Source organism: Klebsiella sp. BDA134-6, assembly GCF_015601345.1.
GTDB classification, from domain to species: Bacteria; Pseudomonadota; Gammaproteobacteria; order Enterobacterales; family Enterobacteriaceae; genus Klebsiella; species Klebsiella grimontii.
Window position 1 is genome coordinate 3,293,167 of sequence record NZ_CP064784.1, and the last position, 20,929, is coordinate 3,314,095.

Annotated in this window: 21 protein-coding genes; 18 read left to right on the forward strand and 3 right to left on the reverse strand. The window is 56.9% G+C overall.

What is annotated here, in order from left to right; genetic code table 11:
• Positions 1-10: 10 nt before the first annotated feature.
• Positions 11-1,039, reverse strand: a complete 1,029-nt coding sequence (locus IYV58_RS15175) for a Mal regulon transcriptional regulator MalI (RefSeq protein WP_004851407.1) — start codon at positions 1,037-1,039, stop codon at positions 11-13.
• Positions 1,040-1,213: 174 nt separating this feature from the next.
• On the opposite strand from IYV58_RS15175, the gene malX reads away from it, so the two are divergent.
• The 5 genes from malX to yedF all read left to right on the forward strand — a co-directional run bounded on the left by malX (position 1,214) and on the right by yedF (position 6,179).
• Positions 1,214-2,806 (forward strand): maltose/glucose-specific PTS transporter subunit IIBC, encoded by a 1,593-nt coding sequence (malX, locus tag IYV58_RS15180; protein ID WP_049103411.1) that lies wholly within the window; start codon positions 1,214-1,216, stop codon positions 2,804-2,806.
• Between the two features lie 48 nt (positions 2,807-2,854).
• Positions 2,855-4,033, forward strand: coding sequence for a MalY/PatB family protein (locus IYV58_RS15185; RefSeq protein ID WP_087828193.1), 1,179 nt, complete (start codon positions 2,855-2,857; stop codon positions 4,031-4,033).
• Between the two features lie 313 nt (positions 4,034-4,346).
• Positions 4,347-4,550: a putative selenium delivery protein YdfZ gene (gene ydfZ, locus IYV58_RS15190; protein WP_004119580.1), complete on the forward strand. Its 204-nt coding sequence runs from the start codon at positions 4,347-4,349 to the stop codon at positions 4,548-4,550.
• Between the two features lie 187 nt (positions 4,551-4,737).
• Positions 4,738-5,949, forward strand: coding sequence for a selenium metabolism membrane protein YedE/FdhT (gene yedE / locus IYV58_RS15195; protein WP_004119578.1), 1,212 nt, complete (start codon positions 4,738-4,740; stop codon positions 5,947-5,949).
• Entirely contained in the window at positions 5,946-6,179 is a 234-nt protein-coding gene (gene yedF, locus IYV58_RS15200) for a sulfurtransferase-like selenium metabolism protein YedF (protein WP_004134369.1), read from the forward strand. The genes yedE and yedF overlap by 4 nt, the downstream gene beginning before the upstream one ends.
• A 75-nt stretch (positions 6,180-6,254) precedes the next feature.
• On the opposite strand, the gene metQ is transcribed toward yedF, so the two are convergent.
• Complete coding sequence (gene metQ, locus IYV58_RS15205; RefSeq protein WP_004119573.1) at positions 6,255-7,067, reverse strand: methionine ABC transporter substrate-binding lipoprotein MetQ; 813 nt, start codon at positions 7,065-7,067, stop codon at positions 6,255-6,257.
• A 272-nt stretch (positions 7,068-7,339) separates the two neighbouring features.
• Here metQ and add point away from each other — a divergent pair, with 272 nt between their 5' ends.
• On the forward strand, positions 7,340-8,341 hold the full coding sequence (add, locus tag IYV58_RS15210) for an adenosine deaminase (protein WP_004119571.1): 1,002 nt from the start codon (positions 7,340-7,342) through the stop codon (positions 8,339-8,341).
• Between the two features lie 69 nt (positions 8,342-8,410).
• Here add and IYV58_RS15215 read toward each other — a convergent pair whose 3' ends face one another.
• Positions 8,411-9,451, reverse strand: coding sequence for an oxidoreductase (locus IYV58_RS15215; protein ID WP_195729113.1), 1,041 nt, complete (start codon positions 9,449-9,451; stop codon positions 8,411-8,413).
• 177 nt (positions 9,452-9,628) lie between these two features.
• Here IYV58_RS15215 and blr point away from each other — a divergent pair, with 177 nt between their 5' ends.
• From blr to dtpA, 12 genes are all read left to right on the forward strand, one after another.
• Positions 9,629-9,778: a division septum protein Blr gene (gene blr, locus IYV58_RS15220; RefSeq protein ID WP_004119556.1), complete on the forward strand. Its 150-nt coding sequence runs from the start codon at positions 9,629-9,631 to the stop codon at positions 9,776-9,778.
• A gap of 103 nt (positions 9,779-9,881) precedes the next feature.
• A complete protein-coding gene (locus IYV58_RS15225) occupies positions 9,882-11,252 on the forward strand; it encodes a GH1 family beta-glucosidase (RefSeq protein WP_142468998.1) in 1,371 nt (456 codons plus the stop codon).
• A 219-nt stretch (positions 11,253-11,471) separates the two neighbouring features.
• Positions 11,472-11,687: a transcription modulator YdgT gene (ydgT, locus tag IYV58_RS15230; protein WP_004134363.1), complete on the forward strand. Its 216-nt coding sequence runs from the start codon at positions 11,472-11,474 to the stop codon at positions 11,685-11,687.
• 79 nt (positions 11,688-11,766) lie between these two features.
• Positions 11,767-12,207 (forward strand): DUF2569 domain-containing protein, encoded by a 441-nt coding sequence (locus tag IYV58_RS15235; RefSeq protein ID WP_004119552.1) that lies wholly within the window; start codon positions 11,767-11,769, stop codon positions 12,205-12,207.
• A gap of 77 nt (positions 12,208-12,284) precedes the next feature.
• Positions 12,285-12,866, forward strand: a complete 582-nt coding sequence (gene rsxA / locus IYV58_RS15240; protein ID WP_004102633.1) for an electron transport complex subunit RsxA — start codon at positions 12,285-12,287, stop codon at positions 12,864-12,866.
• Positions 12,866-13,444, forward strand: a complete 579-nt coding sequence (rsxB, locus tag IYV58_RS15245; RefSeq protein WP_004119550.1) for an electron transport complex subunit RsxB — start codon at positions 12,866-12,868, stop codon at positions 13,442-13,444. The genes rsxA and rsxB overlap by 1 nt, the downstream gene beginning before the upstream one ends.
• On the forward strand, positions 13,437-15,737 hold the full coding sequence (gene rsxC, locus IYV58_RS15250; RefSeq protein ID WP_195729114.1) for an electron transport complex subunit RsxC: 2,301 nt from the start codon (positions 13,437-13,439) through the stop codon (positions 15,735-15,737). The genes rsxB and rsxC overlap by 8 nt, the downstream gene beginning before the upstream one ends.
• Complete coding sequence (rsxD, locus tag IYV58_RS15255) at positions 15,738-16,790, forward strand: electron transport complex subunit RsxD (RefSeq protein WP_195729115.1); 1,053 nt, start codon at positions 15,738-15,740, stop codon at positions 16,788-16,790.
• Positions 16,791-16,800: 10 nt separating this feature from the next.
• Positions 16,801-17,421 (forward strand): electron transport complex subunit RsxG, encoded by a 621-nt coding sequence (gene rsxG / locus IYV58_RS15260; RefSeq protein ID WP_004119539.1) that lies wholly within the window; start codon positions 16,801-16,803, stop codon positions 17,419-17,421.
• Between the two features lie 3 nt (positions 17,422-17,424).
• Entirely contained in the window at positions 17,425-18,123 is a 699-nt protein-coding gene (locus IYV58_RS15265) for an electron transport complex subunit E (protein ID WP_004119536.1), read from the forward strand.
• A gap of 1 nt (position 18,124) precedes the next feature.
• A complete protein-coding gene (nth, locus tag IYV58_RS15270; protein ID WP_172880666.1) occupies positions 18,125-18,760 on the forward strand; it encodes an endonuclease III in 636 nt (211 codons plus the stop codon).
• A gap of 597 nt (positions 18,761-19,357) precedes the next feature.
• Positions 19,358-20,863 (forward strand): dipeptide/tripeptide permease DtpA, encoded by a 1,506-nt coding sequence (gene dtpA, locus IYV58_RS15275; RefSeq protein WP_032741813.1) that lies wholly within the window; start codon positions 19,358-19,360, stop codon positions 20,861-20,863.
• Positions 20,864-20,929 lie beyond the last annotated feature (66 nt).

The following is a 20,929-nucleotide window of genomic DNA, read 5'->3' on the forward strand; positions in this document are numbered from 1 at the left end:
TGCCCAGGGGCTATTTTCGGGTAATCAGCCGGGGAGAAATAATCTGGTTTCTCGCCGCGCCCTGTCCCTCTTCCATACGCCGTAAAATACACTCCGCGAGGCTTTGTCCCAGCTCCCGGGCGGGCGTCGTCACCCAGGTCAGCGGCAGATCGTCCAGCGCCTCCTCGGGTAACTCCGCAAAGGCCGCCAGCGCGACCCGCTGTTCAAAATAGCTTTCGACGCCAGCTTCGCCGCTCTGGCGCCCGGCGCGCATCAGCCCAAACCACGCCCCGGTGGCAATCACGCTGTTGTAGCACAGCACCGCGCTAATCGTTGGGTTTTGCCGCAGCAGCGCCGCCATCGCCTCTGCCGCCTGCTTCTGGCTCGACTCGCACTCCAGCACCCACTCGCTATGAAACGGCAGGCCATACTTCAGCAGGGTGGCGCAGTAGCCGCCTACCCGTTCAGCGCGCGTCAGGGACGAGCTCTGCCCTCCCAGCCAGGCAATGCGCTGATGGCCGCGGCGGATCAGGTGCTCGGTGACAATCTGCGCCGCCTGCATATTATCCGGGCGGATAAGGTCGACATCGTCGAGATAGCTGGCGCGAGAAGCAAACACCAGCGGCATTCCAGCTTGCGCCGCGCGGTCGCGCAGCTCCGCCCCCTGGTCGATCGCCCCGGCAATCACCACGCCATCGACCCCTTGCGCAACTAGCGTATCAAAACGCTGGAGCATTTTTTCACCGCTGTGCCCCCCCTGGGTGAGAAACACCATTCTACCCTGCGACTCAAGCGCGTCGGTCAATCCGGCGGTCATTTCCGCGTAGAAAGGCTTCGATAAGTCGCTGACGATCAGGCCAATAACGCCGCTCTGGCCGCCGCGCAGCGACGCCGCCTGGCGGTTGCGCACGAAGCCCAGCTGTTCAATGGCATGATTGACGCGCTCGCCGGTGGCCGACGAAATACGCCCCTTGCCGCTCAGTACCAGCGATACCGTACTGACCGACACGCCCGCCGCCTGGGCGACATCATTAATGGTGATTTTTTTCGCGATAGCCATAACTGCAGGCCGACTCCCTTTGGCTGTCGATAAAACGTTTTATCAAGATACTCTCTTTATAAACGTTATTATCGCCAGAATATGTGATTTTTATCGCACTAAAATTTGGTAAAACGTTTTATCTTTCCGTGGCGTTACATCCTACCGATAACTTAAAGAACCAGGATTCGTGTTATGACGGCGAAAACAGCAACCAAAATTACCCTGTGGGAGTTTTTCCAGCAGTTAGGGAAAACCTTCATGTTACCCGTGGCGTTGCTCTCCTTTTGCGGGATCATGCTGGGGATCGGCAGCTCTCTGAGCAGCCATGATGTCCTGACTCTCCTGCCGTGGCTGGACGTGCCGCTGCTGCAGGCCGTATTCATCTGGATGGGCAAAGTCGGCTCCTTCGCCTTCAGCTTTCTGCCGGTGATGTTCTGTATCGCTATTCCGCTAGGACTGGCCCGGGAGAACAAAGGCGTCGCCGCATTTGCCGGTTTTGTCGGCTATGCCGTGATGAATCTGGCGGTTAACTTCTGGCTGACGGCCAAAGGCATTCTGCCGACCACCGATGCCGCCGTCCTCAAAGCGAACAACATCCAGAATATTATCGGCATTCAATCGATCGACACCGGGATCCTCGGCGCGGTGATCGCCGGGATCATCGTCTGGGTGCTGCATGAGCGTTTTCACAATATCCGCCTGCCCGACGCGCTGGCCTTTTTTGGCGGCACCCGCTTTGTACCGATTATCACGACCGTGGTTCTCGGCCTGGTCGGTCTGGTCATTCCGCTGATCTGGCCCGTCTTCGCCATGGGGATCAATGCCCTCGGCCACGTCATCAATAGCGCGGGAGATTTCGGACCGATGATTTTCGGTACCGGAGAGCGCCTGCTGCTGCCTTTCGGCCTGCACCATATTCTGGTGGCGCTGATCCGCTTTACCGAGGCGGGCGGCACCATGGACGTTTGCGGCCATAGCGTCAGCGGCGCGCTGACGATTTTCCAGGCCCAGCTCAGTTGCCCGACCACCCACGGCTTCTCCGAAAGCGCGACCCGCTTCCTCTCGCAAGGGAAAATGCCGGCATTTCTCGGCGGCCTACCGGGCGCGGCGCTGGCGATGTACCACTGCGCGCGTCCGGAAAACCGGCATAAAATTAAGGGACTGCTGATTTCCGGCGTTATCGCCTGCGTGGTGGGCGGTACCACAGAACCGCTGGAGTTTTTATTCCTGTTCGTCGCACCGGTGCTGTACGTTATCCACGCGCTGCTGACCGGGCTGGGCTTCACCATGATGGCTATCCTCGGCGTGACTATTGGCAACACCGACGGCAACGTTATCGACTTTGTGGTGTTCGGCATTCTGCACGGCCTGTCCACCAAGTGGTATCTGGTGCCGGTGGTCGCGGCTATCTGGTTCGCGGTTTACTATGGCATCTTCCGTTTCGCTATCACCCGTTTTAACCTGAAAACCCCGGGACGCGATATTGAAACTAATAGCGCTTTCGAAAAGGCCGTCACCGGCGTGACCGGAAAATCAGGCTATAACGTTCCGGCGATTCTGGCCGCGCTCGGCGGCGCTGAAAATATCGTTTCGCTCGATAACTGCATCACCCGCCTGCGTCTGTCGGTTAACGATATGAGCAAAGTCGACAGCGCCGCGCTGAAAGCGAATCGCGCCATCGGCGTGGTGCAGCTCAATCAGCATAACCTGCAGGTGGTGATTGGCCCGCAGGTGCAGTCGGTAAAAGATGAAATGGCTGTCCTGATGAATACCGTCGAGGCATAAACTCCGCCCCCTCCGTACGGGAGGGGGTTCATAATGAAGGAAGTGCAGATGTTTGATTTTTCCACGCCGGTCGACCGTCATGGCACCTGGTGTACTCAGTGGGATTACGTCGCCGATCGCTTTGGCGCAGCCGACCTGCTGCCGTTTACTATCTCCGATATGGATTTCGCCACCGCCCCCTGCATTCTTGATGCCGTCAGCAAACGTCTGGCGCACGGCGTTTTTGGCTATAGCCGCTGGAAAAACGAGGAGTTCCTCGGCGCGGTGAGCCACTGGTTCGCCAGCCGTTTTCATAGCTCAATCGATCGCGAAGCGCTGGTGTACGGCCCGTCGGTTATCTATATGGTCGCGGAGATGATTCGCCAGTGGTCGGCAACGGGAGACGGTATTGTGGTCCACGCTCCGGCCTATGACGCCTTTTATAAAACTATCGAAGGCAATCAGCGGCGCGTCGCCCCGGTCCCGCTCACCCTCGACAACGGCCAGTGGCGCTGCGATATGGCGCAGCTTGAACAGGTACTGGCCGAGCCGCGCAATACCGTTTTGCTGCTATGCAGTCCGCATAACCCCACCGGCAAGGTCTGGACCCGTGAAGAGCTGGAAACCATGGCGCGGCTGTGTAAAAAACACGGCGTGAAGGTGATCAGCGATGAGATCCATATGGACATGGTGTGGGACGGGCATCAGCACATCCCGTGGTGCGAGGTGGCGCGCAGCCCCTGGGCGCTCTTTACCTCCGGTTCGAAAAGCTTCAACATTCCGGCGTTTACCGGCGCATACGGGCTGATTGACGACGCGGCCGCGCGCGAAAGCTATCTGCACGCTCTGAAGAGCCGCGATGGCCTCTCTTCCCCTTCCGTGCCGGCGCTGGTGGCGCATATCGCCGCCTATCGCGAGGGGGCGGCCTGGCTGGATGCCCTACGCGGATATCTGCAGGACAATATGCGCTACATCGCCGGTGAGCTGAACCAGGCGTTTCCCGAGCTTAACTGGCAGCCGCCGCAGGCAACTTACCTGGCGTGGATTGATCTGCGGCCGCTGGGGGTTGACGATCGCGCCCTGCAAAAAGCGCTCATTGAGGAGCAAAAGGTCGCCATTATGCCAGGCGACACCTATGGCGAAGAGGGTAAGGGCTTTGTCCGCCTGAACGCCGGCTGTCCGCGAGAGAAGCTGGAAAAAGGCGTACGGGGGTTAATCGCCGCGTTGCGCCGACCGCCAACGCGCTAGCGGCCTGTCCGCTAGCTCAGAGGTCAATATCGCAGCCGGTTTTTCGCGGCTTAAAATTAAGCCGGAAATATCATCATCCCGCGCTATTTTACCGCGCCGCCGGCGTGCACGATCTATTTATCAAACGGCGGCGCAGCATCGCGCGATTATTTACCGCCGCTGCTCTCGCTGAATTTCCGTCTCCCCGCTCGCTCATCCGTCCTCCCGCATAATTAGCCGATATTTTGACGAGACTCAAAAAAAACCCTTTCACAAAGGTGTATTTAAATGCCGTTTTTAATTCCCGTCAAAGCTTTCATCAGGAGGATAAAATATGAACACCTACGATCGTAACCGTAACGCTATCTCTACCGGCAGCATGGTTATGGTGGCTGACAGCGGCGCGACGGGCGTCATCAAAGCCATCCACGCCGAGGGTAAAACGGCGGAGCAGATCCGTCGCGCCGATTGCGTGGAAATAGACGGCCATCAGGAATTATATTGCCCATTGAATCTTATTCGCCTGGGCTTTAACTAATCGCCAAAACCGTCACCGAGATCTGACCGCGGATCGGCGGGCGTGAAAGGCCACCCAGGTGTGGCCTTTTGTATTTTCTTTATCGGTCAATTTGATCCCATCGAGCGTTTTCAGCTAATAAGCCGCGTATTATCGCTGCTCTTTAACCCGCACGGGTAATATACCTTCTGAGTTCAGAGGCATCTTCATGACATGGCAACAGTTCAAACAGGCGTGGCTGATTAAATTTTGGTCGCCGGTACCCGCCGTTATCGCCGCGGGTATTCTCTCAACCTACTACTTCGGTATTACCGGCACTTTCTGGGCCGTCACCGGCGAATTCACCCGCTGGGGCGGGCAATTGCTGCAGCTCGCCGGCGTGCACAGCGAAGAGTGGGGCTACTATAAACTCATTCATCTTGAGGGCACCCCGCTCACCCGTATCGACGGCATGATGATCATCGGCATGTTCGGCGGCTGTTTCGCCGCCGCGCTGTGGGCGAATAACGTGAAGCTGCGCTTCCCCCGCAGCCGGATCCGCATTCTGCAGGCCGTCGCCGGGGGGATCATTGCCGGTTTCGGCGCGCGCCTGGCGATGGGCTGCAATCTGGCCGCGTTCTTTACCGGTATCCCGCAGTTTTCTCTTCACGCCTGGTTCTTCGCCATCGCTACCGCTATCGGCACCTGGTTCGGCGCGCGCTTTACCTTACTGCCCATCTTTCGTATTCCGGTAAAAATGCAGAAAGTATCGCAGGCGTCGCCGCTGACGCAAAAACCTGACCAGGCGCGGCGCCGGTTCCGTCTCGGGATGGTGGTCTTTTTCGCCATGATCGCCTGGGGCCTGCTCACCGCGGCGAACCAGCCGAAGCTCGGCCTGGCGCTGCTGTTTGGCGTAGGGTTTGGCCTGCTTATCGAACGGGCGCAGATCTGCTTTACCTCCGCCTTTCGCGATATGTGGATCACCGGGCGCACCAATATGGCGAAGGCGATTATCTTCGGTATGGCCGCCAGCGCTATTGGCATCTTCAGCTACGTGCAGCTGGGTATGGAGCCGAAAATCATGTGGGCGGGCCCTAATGCGGTTATCGGCGGCCTGCTGTTTGGCTTTGGCATCGTCCTGGCGGGCGGCTGCGAAACCGGCTGGATGTACCGCGCGGTGGAGGGTCAGGTGCATTACTGGTGGGTCGGGCTGGGCAACGTGATCGGTTCAACGATCCTCGCATACTACTGGGACGGGCTCTCCCCGGCGCTGGCCACAAGCTGGGATAAAATCAACCTGCTGGCGACCTTCGGACCCTTCGGCGGCCTGCTGGTGACCTATCTTCTGCTGCTGATCGCGCTGATTCTGGTGATTGGCTGGGAAAAACGTTTTTTCCGCCGCCAATCTCTCGTCCCCTCGGCCGTTAAGGAAAGCGTATGAAAACTTTCGTTCCCGATTATCGCCTCGATATGGTTGGCGAACCCTGCCCCTATCCGGCCATCGCCACGCTGGAAGCCATGCCTTCGCTGAAGAAAGGCGAGATACTTGAAGTGGTCAGCGACTGTCCGCAGTCGATTAACAATATCCCGCTGGATGCCAAAAACCACGGCTACACCGTGCTCGACATCCAGCAGGACGGGCCAACCATCCGCTATTTGATTCAAAAGTAGCCAGGAAAGCCGGTAGCGGGTCGCTACCGGCTGCAATAATCGTGACTGCACGCGGTCAGAGTTGGCCGAGTGTCTTTACCAGCCCTTCACCGCATCGCCTTTGTATAGCCGTTCAGCCGCCGCGGCGACCTCATCGCTCTGGTAGGCCTTCACCAGGTTTTTCACCTTTTCGCTGTCTTTGTTTTCGATACGACTGGCAAAGATATTAACGTAAGGCGAATCTTTGCTTTCCACAAACAGGCCGTTGCGCGACGGCGACAGCCCAACCTGGCTGGAGAAAGTGGTATTGATGATCGCCATAGTTATCTGCTGGTCGTCCAGCGCGCGGGTCAGCTGCGGCGCTTCGATTTCGACGATTTTTAGCTTTTTCGGATTGTTGATAATATCCAGCGAAGTGGGCAGCAGACCCACGCCATCCTTGAGCGTAATCAGGCCCTGTTTTTGTAACAGCAGCAGAGAGCGTCCGAGGTTGGTCGGGTCGTTGGGGACCGCGACCTGCGCGCCATCGGGCAGCTGATCGATCGAAGTGATTTTCTTCGAATAGGCCGCTATCGGATAAACGAACGTGGTGCCAACCTGAACCAGCTTATAGCCGCGCTCCTGGATCTGTTTGTCCAGATAGGGCCTGTGCTGGAAAGCATTGGCATCAAGATCGCCGTTATTCAACGCCTCGTTGGGCAGAACGAAATCATTAAACGTCACCACCTCTACGTCGAGGTTATATTTCTCTTTCGCCACTTTTTGCGCCACCGCCCATACTTCCTGATCGACGCCCGCGCTAATGCCCACCTTGATGTGGTTGGGGTCCTCGCCAGGTTTGCAGGCGGCCAGCAGTAGTGAACTTGCGACAACCAGCGGTACCGCGATTTTTTTTAACGTGAAAACCATATTCCCAGGGTCCTTTTTAAAATTGCCTGCCATTCATTGCAGGAAAACCAGCGCCTGAGACTATAGAAAATCTCACGGGCGAAATTAAATACTGATTGACTATGATTAATAGCGTTTTGCTATGAGCGATTTGGTCATTCCTCTTTTTGACAGGGTAATCTTCCCTCCTCTCACCGTTTTTCCCTGGATTGTTCGGTATTTTTCTCCCCTTTAAACCATTTATCGTTCTGATGTACAATGGCGCGCACTTTAACTAAAAAAAGAGTGCGACCATGATTGATTTAACTTTGCCATTAACCGACATCCATCGCCACCTCGATGGTAATATCCGGGCCCAAACTATTCTCGATCTTGGCCGCCAGTTTAATCTCGCACTCCCGGCAGACACCCTCGATACTTTACGTCCTCACGTGCAGGTCACCAGCAATGAGCCCGACCTCGTCAGCTTCCTCGCTAAGCTCGACTGGGGGGTAAAAGTGTTGGCCTCGCTGGAAGCCTGCCGCCGCGTCGCCTATGAAAACCTCGAAGATGCCGCGCGAAACGGCCTGCACTACGTCGAACTGCGTTTCTCTCCACGCTATATGGCGATGACCCACCAGTTGCCCGTTGCTGGCGTTGTCGAGGCAGTGATCGCCGGAGTGAAAGAAGGCAGCCGCGACTTTAACGTTGAAGCCCGCCTGATCGGCATCCTGAGCCGCACCTTCGGCGAGGCGGCCTGCGAGGAAGAGCTTGAGGCTCTGCTCGCCCACCGCGATGGCATCACCGCCCTCGACCTCGCCGGGGATGAGCTGGGCTTCCCGGGAAACTTGTTTATGGATCACTTCCGCCGCGCACGCGATGCCGGCTGGCGCATCACCGTCCATGCGGGCGAGGCCGCTGGCCCGGAAAGCATCTGGCAGGCGATTCGCGAACTGGGGGCCGAGCGTATCGGCCACGGCGTGAAGGCGGTGCAGGATCCGGCATTGATGGATTATCTCGCCGCGCAGCGAATCGGTATTGAGTCCTGCCTGACCTCCAATATTCAGACCAGTACCGTGCCATCCCTGGCCGAGCATCCGTTGAAAACGTTCCTCGAACACGGCGTGCTGGCCTGCATTAACACCGACGACCCCGCCGTTCAGGGCGTCGATATTATCCACGAATACACCTTCGCCGCCCCGGCTGCCGGTTTAAGCCGCGAGCAAATTCGCCAGGCGCAGAGAAATGGTCTGGAGCTCGCCTTTTTAAGCGCCCAGGAAAAAGCGGCGCTGATTCAGCGCGTGCAGCAGGCTTGATGTTTACCCCCGTGGCAACGCGGGGTTCTGCTAAGCCAGGGGCTGGCCGCCTCGTTTCGTCAAAGCGGCCTAATTTAGAGACAGCGTCGCCCGATGCCTGGCCGACTCCAGCCCCAGCTCAATCAGTTCCATTATCTGAATCGCCTGGCTTGCCGGAACCGGATTAACGCCGACCCCGTTAAGCGCATCGCGAATGGCGGCATAATAGGCCGGATAGTTGCCCGGTAGCGTCAGCCACGACGCTTCGGTTATGTCCTCGCCTTCGGCCCGCGTCAGCAGCCCATCGCGCATATCGTATCCCCAGTCTTCCTGCGGCAGGCGCTCGCCGCTTTTCAGCCGTTCTTCCTGCGGATCAAGACCGTATTTCACATAGCTTCCGCGCGAACCGTGGATGATAAAGCGCGCCGTTTCCGCGGCGGCCACCAGCGTACCGTGCAGTACCACCCGGCGCTGCGGCCAGGTTAAGACCGAGTGAAAATAGTCGGTGGACTGCGAGCCAGGCCGTAATTGCGCCAGATCGACCTGCATGCTGACCGGAAGCCCGAAGAGGTTTACCACCTGGTCAAGCAGATGCGGGGCAAGATCGTACCAGATACCGCTGCCCGGCCCGCCCTGCTCGCGCCAGCGATGACGCACCTGCGGTCGATAGCGGTCGAAATGCGACTCAAAATAGACCACTTCTCCCAGCAACCCTTCATTAATCAGCGATTTCACCGTCAGAAAATCGCTGTCCCAGCGGCGGTTGTGAAACACCGAAAGCAATAGCCCCTCGCTTTTGGCAATGGCTTCAAGCTCGCGCGCCTGTGCCAGCGTCACGGTAAAAGGTTTATCCACTACCACATGCTTACCCGCTTCCAGCGACGCTTTCGCCAGCGGGAAATGGGTATCGTTTGGCGTGGGGATCACCACCAGATCGATATTGGGATCGCTAAAAAGCGCTTGCGGCGCAGCCACCACCTGCACCGCAGGCCAGTCGGCCAGCACTTTCTTTTCATCGCTGCTCGAGACCGCAGCCAGCATCATCCCCGGCGTACCGCTGATGAGCGGCGCATGAAAGGTTTTGCTCGCATAGCCGTAACCGATTAATCCTACCCGGATAGCGTCGCTCATTTTTCTGCCCTCTTAATAAGAAGATGGTGGCCGCGTTGATGCCGCGGCTTGCTCACTCTTTTAACCCGCAACGGTGCTCAGCTTTACGCCATTTGCGCCGCTAAGATCATGTAACACTTGCGTTACTTGAGTCGTTGAGTACCATTTCAGTCTGGTTTCACAATTAGCAGTAGTGTTATGGAAAACGTTTTTAACCGTATTGTAGAACTTATTGGCTGGATTGTTTTGGGCGTTTCGGCCCTGCTTTTAGTTATCGCTCATCATATTGATAACTACCAGTCCCCGCCTTCCGTTGATGTTGTTCAGACGAAGCCGCTGTCGAAATAAACAGTGACCCGCTTCGCAACTATGCAACCGGTTTCTGAAACCGGTTGCATAGTTGCACACGCATTGATTACACTCTCTTTATCAATCGATAAGGAGTTTTTTCATGTCCGGATTTCCGCAACACTTTTTATGGGGCGCCGCTACCGCAGCCTGGCAGGTTGAAGGCGGACACGATGCCGACGGCAAAGGCCCTTCTATCTGGGATACTTATTCCCACCTTCCTGGCACCACGTATCAGGGGACGACCGGTGACGTCGCCGTTGACCACTACCATCGTTTTCGCGAAGACGTGGCGCTGATGGCGGAAATGGGTTTGCAAAGCTATCGCTTCTCTATTTCATGGCCCCGCCTGCTGCCCACCGGCCGCGGCGTGGTGAATGAGGCGGGTGTGCAATTCTACAGCGACCTGATTGACGAACTGCTGGCGCATAACATTGAGCCGATGATTACCCTGTACCACTGGGATCTTCCCCAGGCGCTTCAGGATGAAGGCGGCTGGGAGGCGCGCAGCACGGCGCAAGCCTTCGCTGAGTACGCGCGTCTTTGCTATCAACGTTTTGGCTCTCGCGTCAAACTGTGGGCCACCTTTAACGAGACGATCGTTTTTATTGGCCACGGTTATATTAACGGCATCCATCCCCCTGCGGTGCGGGACCCGGCTCGGGCCATTCAGGCCTGCCACCATGTCTTTATCGCCCATGCGCTGGCGGTCAAAGCGTTTCGTGAAATGGCCGTCGCGGGGGAGATAGGATTTGTCAACGTGCTGCAGCCGCACACTGCCCTAACCGACAGTGAGGAAGATAAGCGGGCGACAGAGATGGCGGACGCCATTCATACCCACTGGCTCTACGATCCGGTATTAAAAGGCGGCTATCCCGCAGATCTACTGCAGCAGACCCAGGCGCTGTGGGGGGTTCCGGTCTTTGAACCGGGAGACGACGCGCTACTGCGTGACAACCGCTGTGACTTTATCGGCCTGAACTACTACCGTCGTGAAACCGTGTCGGCGCAGCCTCCTGAAGTCGCGACCGGCGGCGAGCCGGGAGTTGACGGGCTCTTCTACTTCGTGCGCAACCCGCAAAGCACCTATACCGAATGGGGCTGGGAAATTTGGCCTCAGGGCTTAACCGACGGGATCATGATGATTAAAGCGCGCTACGGTGATATTCCGATCTATATCACCGAAAACGGGCTAGGAGCGGTAGACCCCATTATCGATGGCGAAATCGTCGACGACCTGCGGATTGACTACCTCAGCAGCCATATCACGGCGCTGGAAAAAGCGCTGGAACTTGGCGCCGACGTGCGCGGCTACTACCCCTGGTCCTTTATTGACCTGCTGAGCTGGCTGAACGGTTATAAAAAACAGTACGGGTTCGTTTATGTCGATCACCAGCAAAATCTGGCGCGTAAACGGAAAAAGAGCTTTTTCTGGTACCAAAACGTTATTGCCAGCCGAGGCGAACAGCGTTAATCTTCTCTCCCAGGCGCCTTCCGGCGCCTGATTTAGTTCTGGAATACTCCTAAATTTATTTTTACCAGGCCGGAAACATCGTCTGTTCTTGTCACAGGTATTTACAACCGAAATAATTCCATACAGTTTATCTTAAAAAGGAACTGCCGGTTGAGAACAGGTTTACTCGATATGGGTATATTCAACTTAATTTATTCCGATTATAAAATGGATACGCAAATGACCGTTCAGGACTACTTATTAAAATTTCGTAAAATCAGTTCGCTGGAAAGTCTGGAAAAACTTTTTGATCATCTTAACTATTCCCTGACCGATAACGAAGAGATCGTCAACATGTATCGCGCGGCCGACCATCGCCGGGCGGAGCTGGTTTCTGGCGGCAAATTGTTCAACATCGGCGAAGTGCCCAAGTCCGTGTGGCGCTACGTGCAATAAAGACTGTCATCATTCACGCCAGTTGCTTATACTTCCGCCCTGCTTTTATTTATAACTGGCGTTGAATTTGGGAGTAATAATGTCCTCTGACTCTGTGGAACGTATTGGCGGATGGCTTTTGGCGCCGCTGGCATGGCTCCTGGTAGCCCTGCTTAGCGCCTCATTGTCGCTGCTTTTTTTTGCTAAGGCTCTGATCTCTTCCCAGACTTATACATTGCTGGGCAATATGAGTGCCGAACATCTCGCTCTGTGGATTGCTTCCTTAGCTTTTGCCATCGCCATGTGGTACTACACGCTGTGGTTGACCATCGCCTTTTTTAAGCGGCGGAAAGGGGTGCCGAAACACTACATCATCTGGCTGCTGATCACGCTGCTGCTGGCGGTAAAAGCCTTTGCCTTTTCCCCGATTTCTGACGCGCTCGCGCTGCGCCAGCTGCTTTTCCCCCTTCTCGCCGCTGCGCTGCTTGCACCCTATTTCAGGCGTTCTGCTCGGGTTAAACGGACCTTTGTGAATCCGTAATAACCACACAGTTAACCTGTTGTCGCCGGTATCGATTTATTCGATAATAGACGGCTTTTTCTATTTCAGGTCGAATGATGGCTGATTATTTACTGCTCTTTGTTGGCACTGTTCTTGTTAACAACTTCGTGCTGGTGAAGTTTCTTGGACTGTGCCCGTTTATGGGGGTTTCCAAAAAGCTGGAAGCCGCTATGGGAATGGGGCTCGCCACCACCTTTGTGATGACGCTGGCCTCTATTTGCGCCTGGCTAATTGATACCTGGATCCTTATCCCGCTGGATCTGGTCTATTTGCGCACGCTGGCCTTTATCCTGGTCATCGCCGTGGTGGTGCAGTTTACCGAGATGGTCGTGCGTAAAACCAGCCCGGCGCTGTATCGCCTGCTGGGGATCTTCCTGCCGCTGATCACCACCAACTGCGCGGTGCTCGGCGTGGCGCTGCTAAATATAAACCTTGGGCATAATTTCCTGCAATCAGCGCTGTACGGTTTTGCCGCCGCGGTCGGTTTTTCGCTGGTGATGGTGCTTTTCGCATCTATTCGCGAGCGCCTGGTAGTCGCGGATGTGCCGGCGCCGTTTCGTGGTAACGCCATTGCGCTGGTCACCGCAGGTTTAATGTCTCTTGCCTTTATGGGCTTTAGCGGTTTGGTGAAGTTGTAATGAACGCTGTCTGGATAGCCGTGGTCGCCATTAGCCTACTGGGGCTAATTTTCGGCTTAATTCTGGGATACGCCTCCCGCCGTTTTGCGGTGGAAGATGACCCGGTGGTGGAAAAAATTGATGCCCTGCTTCCGCAGAGCCAGTGCGGCCAGTGCGGCTACCCCGGCTGTCGCCCCTACGCGGAAGCAGTGGGGACCCAGGGTGAGAAAATCAACTGCTGCGCCCCCGGCGGCGAAGCGGTAATGCTTAAAATCGCCGAGCTGTTGAACGTCGATCCGCAGCCGGTAGACGGCGACGCGCAAGAAGCCGAACCTGTACGCATGCTGGCGACGATAGACGAAGCGAACTGCATCGGCTGCACAAAATGCATCCAGGCCTGCCCGGTCGACGCCATCGTCGGCGCCACTCGCGCCATGCATACGGTGATGAGCGATCTCTGTACCGGCTGTAATCTTTGCGTCGCGCCTTGTCCAACGCAATGTATTGAACTGCACCCGGTAGCAGCGACGACAGAAACCTGGAAATGGGATCTTCAGACCATCCCGGTACGCATTATTCCCGTGGAACAACATGTTTAAGTTATTTTCCGCTTTTCGCAAAGATAAAGTCTGGGACTTCAACGGCGGCATCCATCCGCCAGAGATGAAAACCCAGTCCAACGGTACCCCGCTGCGTCAGGTGTCGCTGCCGCAGCGTTTCGTCATCCCGCTAAAACAGCATATCGGCACGGAAGGTGAACTGTGCGTGCAGCCGGGCGATCGCGTCCTGCGCGGCCAGGCGTTGACCCGCGGTTGGGGCAGAATGCTGCCGGTGCACGCCCCAACGTCCGGGATCGTGGCGGCCATCGCCCCCCACTCTACCGCCCACCCTTCCGCGCTGACGGAAATGAGCGTCATTATTGATGCCGATGGCGAAGACCGCTGGATTGAGCGCGATGGCTGGAACGATTATCAGAATAAATCCCGTGAAGCGCTGATTGAACGTATTCACCAGTTTGGCGTGGCCGGACTGGGCGGCGCGGGTTTCCCGACAGGCGCCAAGCTGCGCGGCGGCGGCGATAAAATCGACACACTCATTATCAACGCCGCCGAGTGCGAGCCCTATATCACCGCCGATGACCGTCTAATGCAGGATTGCGCGGCGCAAATCGTTGAGGGTATTCGTATCCTTGCCCATATTCTGCAGCCTGGTCAGGTACTGATCGGCATCGAGGATAATAAACCGCAGGCGATTTCGATGCTGCGCGCGGTATTAGCCGATACGCACGGAATGTCGCTGCGGGTGATCCCAACCAAATATCCCTCCGGCGGCGCGAAACAGCTCACGCAAATCCTCACCGGCAAGCAGGTGCCCCACGGCGGACGATCCTCTGATATCGGCGTGTTGATGCAAAACGTCGGCACCGCCTACGCGGTGAAACGGGCGGTAATTGACGGCGAGCCGCTGACGGAGCGCGTCGTTACCCTAACCGGCGAAGCGGTCTCGCGTCCGGGCAACGTCTGGGCGCGTCTCGGCACCCCGGTCAGCCATTTACTAAAGGATGCCGGTTTCTGCCCGAGCGCTGACCCGATGGTGATTATGGGCGGCCCGCTGATGGGCTTTACCCTGCCGTGGCTCGACGTGCCGGTAGTGAAAATTACCAACTGCCTGCTGGCGCCGTCGGCGAGCGAACTGGGCGAGCCGGAAGAGGAAAAAGGCTGCATCCGCTGCAGCGCCTGCGCGGACGCCTGCCCTGCCGATCTTCTGCCGCAGCAGCTTTATTGGTTCAGCAAAGGCCAGCAGCACGACAAAGCCACCAGCCATAATCTCGCAGATTGCATTGAGTGCGGCGCCTGCGCCTGGGTTTGCCCAAGCAATATTCCGCTGGTGCAGTACTTCCGCCAGGAGAAGGCCGAGATCTCCGCGATCGCGCAAGAAGAGAAACGCGCCGCAGAGGCCAAAGTTCGCTTTGAGGCGCGTCAGGCTCGCCTTGAGCGCGATAAAGCGGCGCGTCTGGAACGTCATAAGCAGGCCGCGGTCCAGCCTGCGGCGAAGGATCAGGACGCAATTAACGCCGCCCTTGCCCGGGTGCGTGAAAAACAGCGTGACGCGGCGCAGCCGATTATCGTGCTCTCCGGCGCCAAACCGGATAACAGCGAAGCCATCGCCGCCCGCGAAGCCCGCAAGGCCGAGGCCCGGGCGCGTAAAGCTGAACAGCAGACGGCTCCGACGGTAGATGCCGCCGCCGAACAACCGGCAGCCGCCGATCCGCGCAAAGCCGCCGTCGAGGCGGCTATCGCCCGAGCGAAAGCGCGTAAAGCTGAACAGCAGATGGCTCCGGCGGTAGATGCCGCCGCCGAACAACCGATGGCCGCCGATCCGCGCAAAGCCGCCGTCGAGGCCGCTATCGCCCGAGCGAAAGCGCGTAAAGCTGAACAGCAGATGGCTCCGGCGGTAGATGCCGGCGCCGAACAACCGGCAGCCGCCGATCCGCGCAAAGCCGCCGTCGAGGCCGCTATCGCCCGAGCGAAAGCGCGTAAAGCCGAACAGCAGACGGCTCCGGCGGTAGATGCCGCCGCCGAACAACCGGCAGCCGCCGATCCGCGCAAAGCCGCCGTCGAGGCCGCTATCGCCCGAGCAAAAGCGCGCAAAGCCGAACAGCAGACCGTTTCGGCGGTAGATGCCAGCGCCGAACAACCGACGGACGCCGATCCGCGCAAAGCCGCCGTCGAGGCCGCTATCGCCCGAGCGAAAGCGCGCAAAGCCGAACAGCAGCAACAAGCAGTTCCCCCGTCGGCAGCCAATGACGACGCCCGCAAAGCGGCAGTCGCTGAAGCAATCGCCCGCGTTCAGGCCCGGAAAGCATCCCGGCAGGCAGTTAACGAGGATTAAATGGTTTTCAGAATCGCAAGTTCCCCTTATACCCACAATCAGCGCCAGACTTCGCGGATTATGCTGCTGGTGCTGCTCGCCGCGATACCCGGCATCGCGGTGCAGACCTGCTTTTTCGGCTGGGGTACCGTGTTGCAGATTATCCTTGCCGCCCTTACGGCGTGGGGAGCCGAAGCGGCCATCCTTAAACTGCGCAAACAAAATATTCCCGCGATCCTCGCCGATAACTCCGCGCTGCTGACCGGCCTGCTGCTGGCCATCAGTATCCCGCCTTTCGCCCCGTGGTGGATGGTCGTGCTGGGGACCGCGTTCGCGGTCATCATCGCCAAGCAGCTGTACGGCGGCCTCGGCCACAACCCTTTTAACCCGGCTATGATCGGCTATGTCGTACTGCTCATCTCCTTCCCGGTCCAGATGACCTCCTGGCTTCCGCCGCATGAGATAGCCGCCCATGTTCCAGGTTTTAGCGACGCGCTGTGGATGATTTTCACCGGCCATACGGCGACTGGTGGGGATATGAACAGCCTGCGAACAGGCATTGACGGTATCAGTCAGGCCACGCCGCTGGATACCTTTAAAACGTCGCTTCACGCCGGCCATCCGGTTGGCGAGATCCTGCAGTATCCGATCTACGGCGGCGAGCTCGCCGGTCTCGGCTGGCAGTGGGTTAACGTGGCCTGGCTCGCGGGCGGTCTGTTCCTGCTGTGGCAGAAGGCTATCCGCTGGCATATTCCGCTGAGCTTCCTGCTGAGCCTCGCCGTTTGCGCCACCCTGGGATGGCTGTTCTCCCCAGGAAGCCTCGCCTCGCCGCAGATACATCTGCTTTCCGGCGCAACCATGCTCGGCGCCTTCTTTATCCTGACGGATCCGGTGACCGCCTCTACCACCAATCGCGGACGCCTGATCTTTGGCGCGCTGGCGGGAGTACTGGTATGGTTGATTCGCAGCTTTGGCGGCTACCCGGATGGCGTGGCCTTTGCCGTCCTGCTGGCCAATATCACCGTTCCGTTGATCGATTACTACACGCGCCCGCGCGCGTACGGCCACCGCTGAGGACCCGAACATGTTACAAAGCATGCGCAAACACGGTATCACGCTGGCACTCTTCGCCGCAGGTTCTACCGGGCTGACGGCAGCGATTAACGAGCTGACCAAAAGTACCATTGAAGACCAGGCCGCCCAACAGCAAAAAGCCCTATTCGACCAGGTGATGCCAGCCGCTCTCTACAATAACGATTTGCTGAAAAGCTGTTATCAGGTTAGCGCGCCGGAGCTGGGCAAGGGCCAGCATAAAGTATGGATCGCGCAGGACGGCGAGAAGCCGGTTGCTGCGGTGATGGAAGCCACCGCGCCGGACGGCTATTCCGGCGCCATTCAGCTGCTGGTAGCCGCCGATTTTAGAGGCACCGTGCTGGGTACCCGCGTCACCGAACACCATGAAACACCGGGCCTGGGCGACAAAATCGAGCTCCGAATTTCCGACTGGATCACCTTCTTTGCTGGTAAAACGATCCATGGGCAAGACGACAGCCACTGGGCCGTGAAAAAAGACGGCGGCGATTTCGACCAGTTCACCGGGGCCACTATTACCCCTCGCGCGGTGGTCAACGCCGTCAGGCGCGCGGGCCTGTACGCCCAAACGCTGCCCGCGCAGATTTCCGCATTCACTCCCTGTGGAGACTAGACCATGAGCGAAGTTAAAGACGTTATTGTTCAGGGGTTGTGGAAAAACAACTCCGCGCTTGTTCAACTGCTGGGGATGTGTCCCCTGCTCGCCGTGACTTCTACCGCCACCAACGCTCTCGGCCTTGGGCTGGCGACGACGCTGGTTTTGACCCTGACGAACCTGACCATTTCCAGCCTGCGTCGCTGGACGCCGGCGGAAATCCGTATCCCTATTTACGTGATGATCATCGCTTCGGTAGTGAGCGTCGTGCAGATGCTGATTAACGCCTACGCGTTCGGCCTTTATCAGTCTCTGGGGATTTTTATCCCGCTGATCGTCACCAACTGTATCGTGGTTGGCCGCGCGGAAGCCTTTGCCGCGAAAAAAGGCCCGGCGCTCTCGGCGCTGGACGGATTCTCCATCGGGATGGGGGCGACATGCGCAATGTTTGTGCTCGGTTCAATGCGCGAAATTCTCGGCAACGGCACCCTGTTTGACGGTGCCGATAGCCTGCTCGGCGGCTGGGCTAAAGTTCTGCGCATTGAAGTATTCCATACCGATACGCCGTTCCTGCTGGCGATGCTGCCGCCGGGCGCATTTATTGGCCTCGGCATGATGTTGGCGGTAAAATACCTCATCGATGAACGTAGCAAACAGCGCAAAACCAAAGCGGCGCAAGCCGATCTCATTGCGCCGTCTGATGTGACGGGAAAAGCATAGGATGAATAAGAGTAAACGCCAGGAGATCCTCACCAGGCTCAGGGATAACGACCCGCACCCCACCACGGAGCTGCATTTTAACTCGCCGTTTGAACTGTTGATCGCCGTCCTGCTCTCAGCGCAGGCCACCGACGTCAGCGTCAACAAAGCTACGGCAAAACTCTATCCGGTCGCCAATACGCCAGCGGCCATGCTGGCGCTGGGCGTTGAGGGAGTGAAGACGTATATCAAAACCATCGGCCTGTTTAACAGTAAAGCCGAAAACGTTATCAAGACCTGCCGGATCCTGCTTGAACAACACAATGGCGAAGTGCCGGAAGATCGGGCGGCCCTTGAGGCGCTTCCCGGTGTGGGACGCAAAACGGCAAACGTGGTGCTGAATACCGCCTTCGGCTGGCCGACAATCGCCGTCGATACGCATATCTTCCGCGTTTGTAATCGGACACAATTTGCGCCCGGTAAAAACGTGGAACAGGTGGAAGAAAAGCTGTTAAAGGTGGTTCCGGCGGAATTTAAAGTCGACTGCCACCACTGGTTAATCCTGCACGGTCGTTATACGTGTATTGCCCGCAAACCCCGCTGCGGCTCCTGCCTGATAGAAGATCTTTGCGAGTATAAAGAGAAGGTCTATTCCTGACGACGCGCAGAGTCATTGTCCTACCGGAGAGATGACTCTGCCTCCCCCCGGCTTTATCGACATTCACGCCATGGTTTCGCCCCGGTTGCGGGTGATTATGCGGTTATATAATCATCAGCCAGGTTATTCATTTTTTTTAGAGTCAAAATTTCTATACATTTGTGATCGGGATCACTTGGTCATTTTGTTGTTGAATAATTGTTAACTCAATTGTACCCAAACCTGCTGATTCAAATACCCTCAACTTAAATAACAACACAATAACCCATCAATTTTTAGGATTATGGGCTATATCACTGGATGCAAGCGCAGTCAGCAGAACATATCGCCTTTATACGAAAAATTTTCCACTATGGCAGATAAAAACGCTTCCATTCACTAAACCTTGATATTTAACTCTGAATAACATTTGAGTATGCGGTGTATTATTCCGCACAAAATATGTGTAACAGATTATTGCAAAGCTATTGCCTGAAGGGGCAGGATAGTGAACATTACCTGCCGTTTTCCCTCCAGAATAACTATAAAGGCGGCGGTCTGAGAAGATTGCGCCCCGAGCACCCCCCGTTAATATGGGATGTAAAAAAAGAGGTATTTGTGTCGACTGCAAACAATAAACCAACCGAAAGCGTCAGCTTGAACGCTTTCAAACAACCACGATCGTTCTATCTCATCTTCTCGATTGAGCTATGGGAGCGTTTTGGTTTCTACGGCCTGCAAGGGATCATGGCCGTTTACCTGGTTAAACAACTGGGTATGTCAGAAGCGGATTCTATCACCCTGTTCTCCTCCTTTAGCGCCCTGGTCTACGGCCTGGTGGCGATTGGCGGCTGGCTGGGCGACAAGGTGCTGGGCACCAAGCGCGTCATTATGCTCGGTGCCATTGTTCTGGCCATCGGCTATGGCCTGGTAGCGTGGTCCGGGCACGATGCGGGCATCGTCTATATAGGTATGGCGACCATTGCCGTCGGTAACGGCCTGTTTAAGGCTAACCCCTCTTCCCTGCTCTCAACCTGCTATGAAAAGAACGACCCGCGTCTGGACGGTGCATTTACCATGTACTACATGTCCATCAACATCGGTTCCTTCTTCTCTATGCTGGCCACGCCGTGGCTGGCGGCAAAGTTCGGCTGGAGCGTCGCTTTCGCCCTGAGCTTTGTCGGCCTGGTAATCACCATTGTCAACTTCACTTTCTGCCAGCGCTGGGTTAAACAGTACGGCTCGAAGCCTGACTTCGCCCCGCTGCAGGTTGGCAAGCTGCTGGCGACAATCGTTGGCGTGGTGGTTCTCATCGCAATTGCAACCTGGCTGCTGCACAACCAGGGTATTGCACGTATGGCGCTGGGCGTGGTTGCGCTGGGTATTATCGTTATTTTCGCTAAAGAAGCCTTCGCAATGCAGGGCGCCGCGCGGCGCAAAATGATCGTCGCGTTCATCCTGATGCTGCAGGCGATTATCTTCTTTGTTCTGTACAGCCAGATGCCGACCTCCCTTAACTTCTTTGCGATTCGCAACGTTGAACACTCTCTGCTGGGCATCGCTTTCGAGCCTGAGCAGTACCAGGCGCTGAACCCATTCTGGATCATTATCGGTAGCCCGATTCTGGCCGCTATCTACAACAAAATGGGCGATACCCTGCCGATGCCGATGAAGTTTGCTATTGGTATGGTCCTCTGTTCCGGCGCCTTCCTCGTACTGCCGCTGGGCGCTAAGTTTGCCACCGACGCAGGTATCGTGAACGTCAGCTGGCTGGTTATCAGCTACGGCCTGCAAAGTATCGGTGAACTGATGATCTCCGGCCTGGGTCTGGCGATGGTTGCGCAGTTGGTTCCTCAGCGTCTGATGGGCTTCATCATGGGCAGCTGGTTCCTGACTACCGCTGGCGCCAACCTGATCGGCGGCTACGTCGCCAACATGATGGCGGTGCCGGATAACGTAACTGACCCGCTGATGTCGCTGGAAGTTTACGGTCGCGTATTCCTGCATATCGGTGTCGCCACCGGCATTATCGCCATCCTGATGCTGCTGACGGCGCCGAAGCTGAACCGCATGACCCAGGACGATGATAAAACGGCAAAAGCCAGCGATACCGCTACGGCCTAAGCTCACCGGGAAAACCCAAAACTTTAAACCGCTAACGCGCTGTTAGCGGTTTTTTTTTGCCCCTGG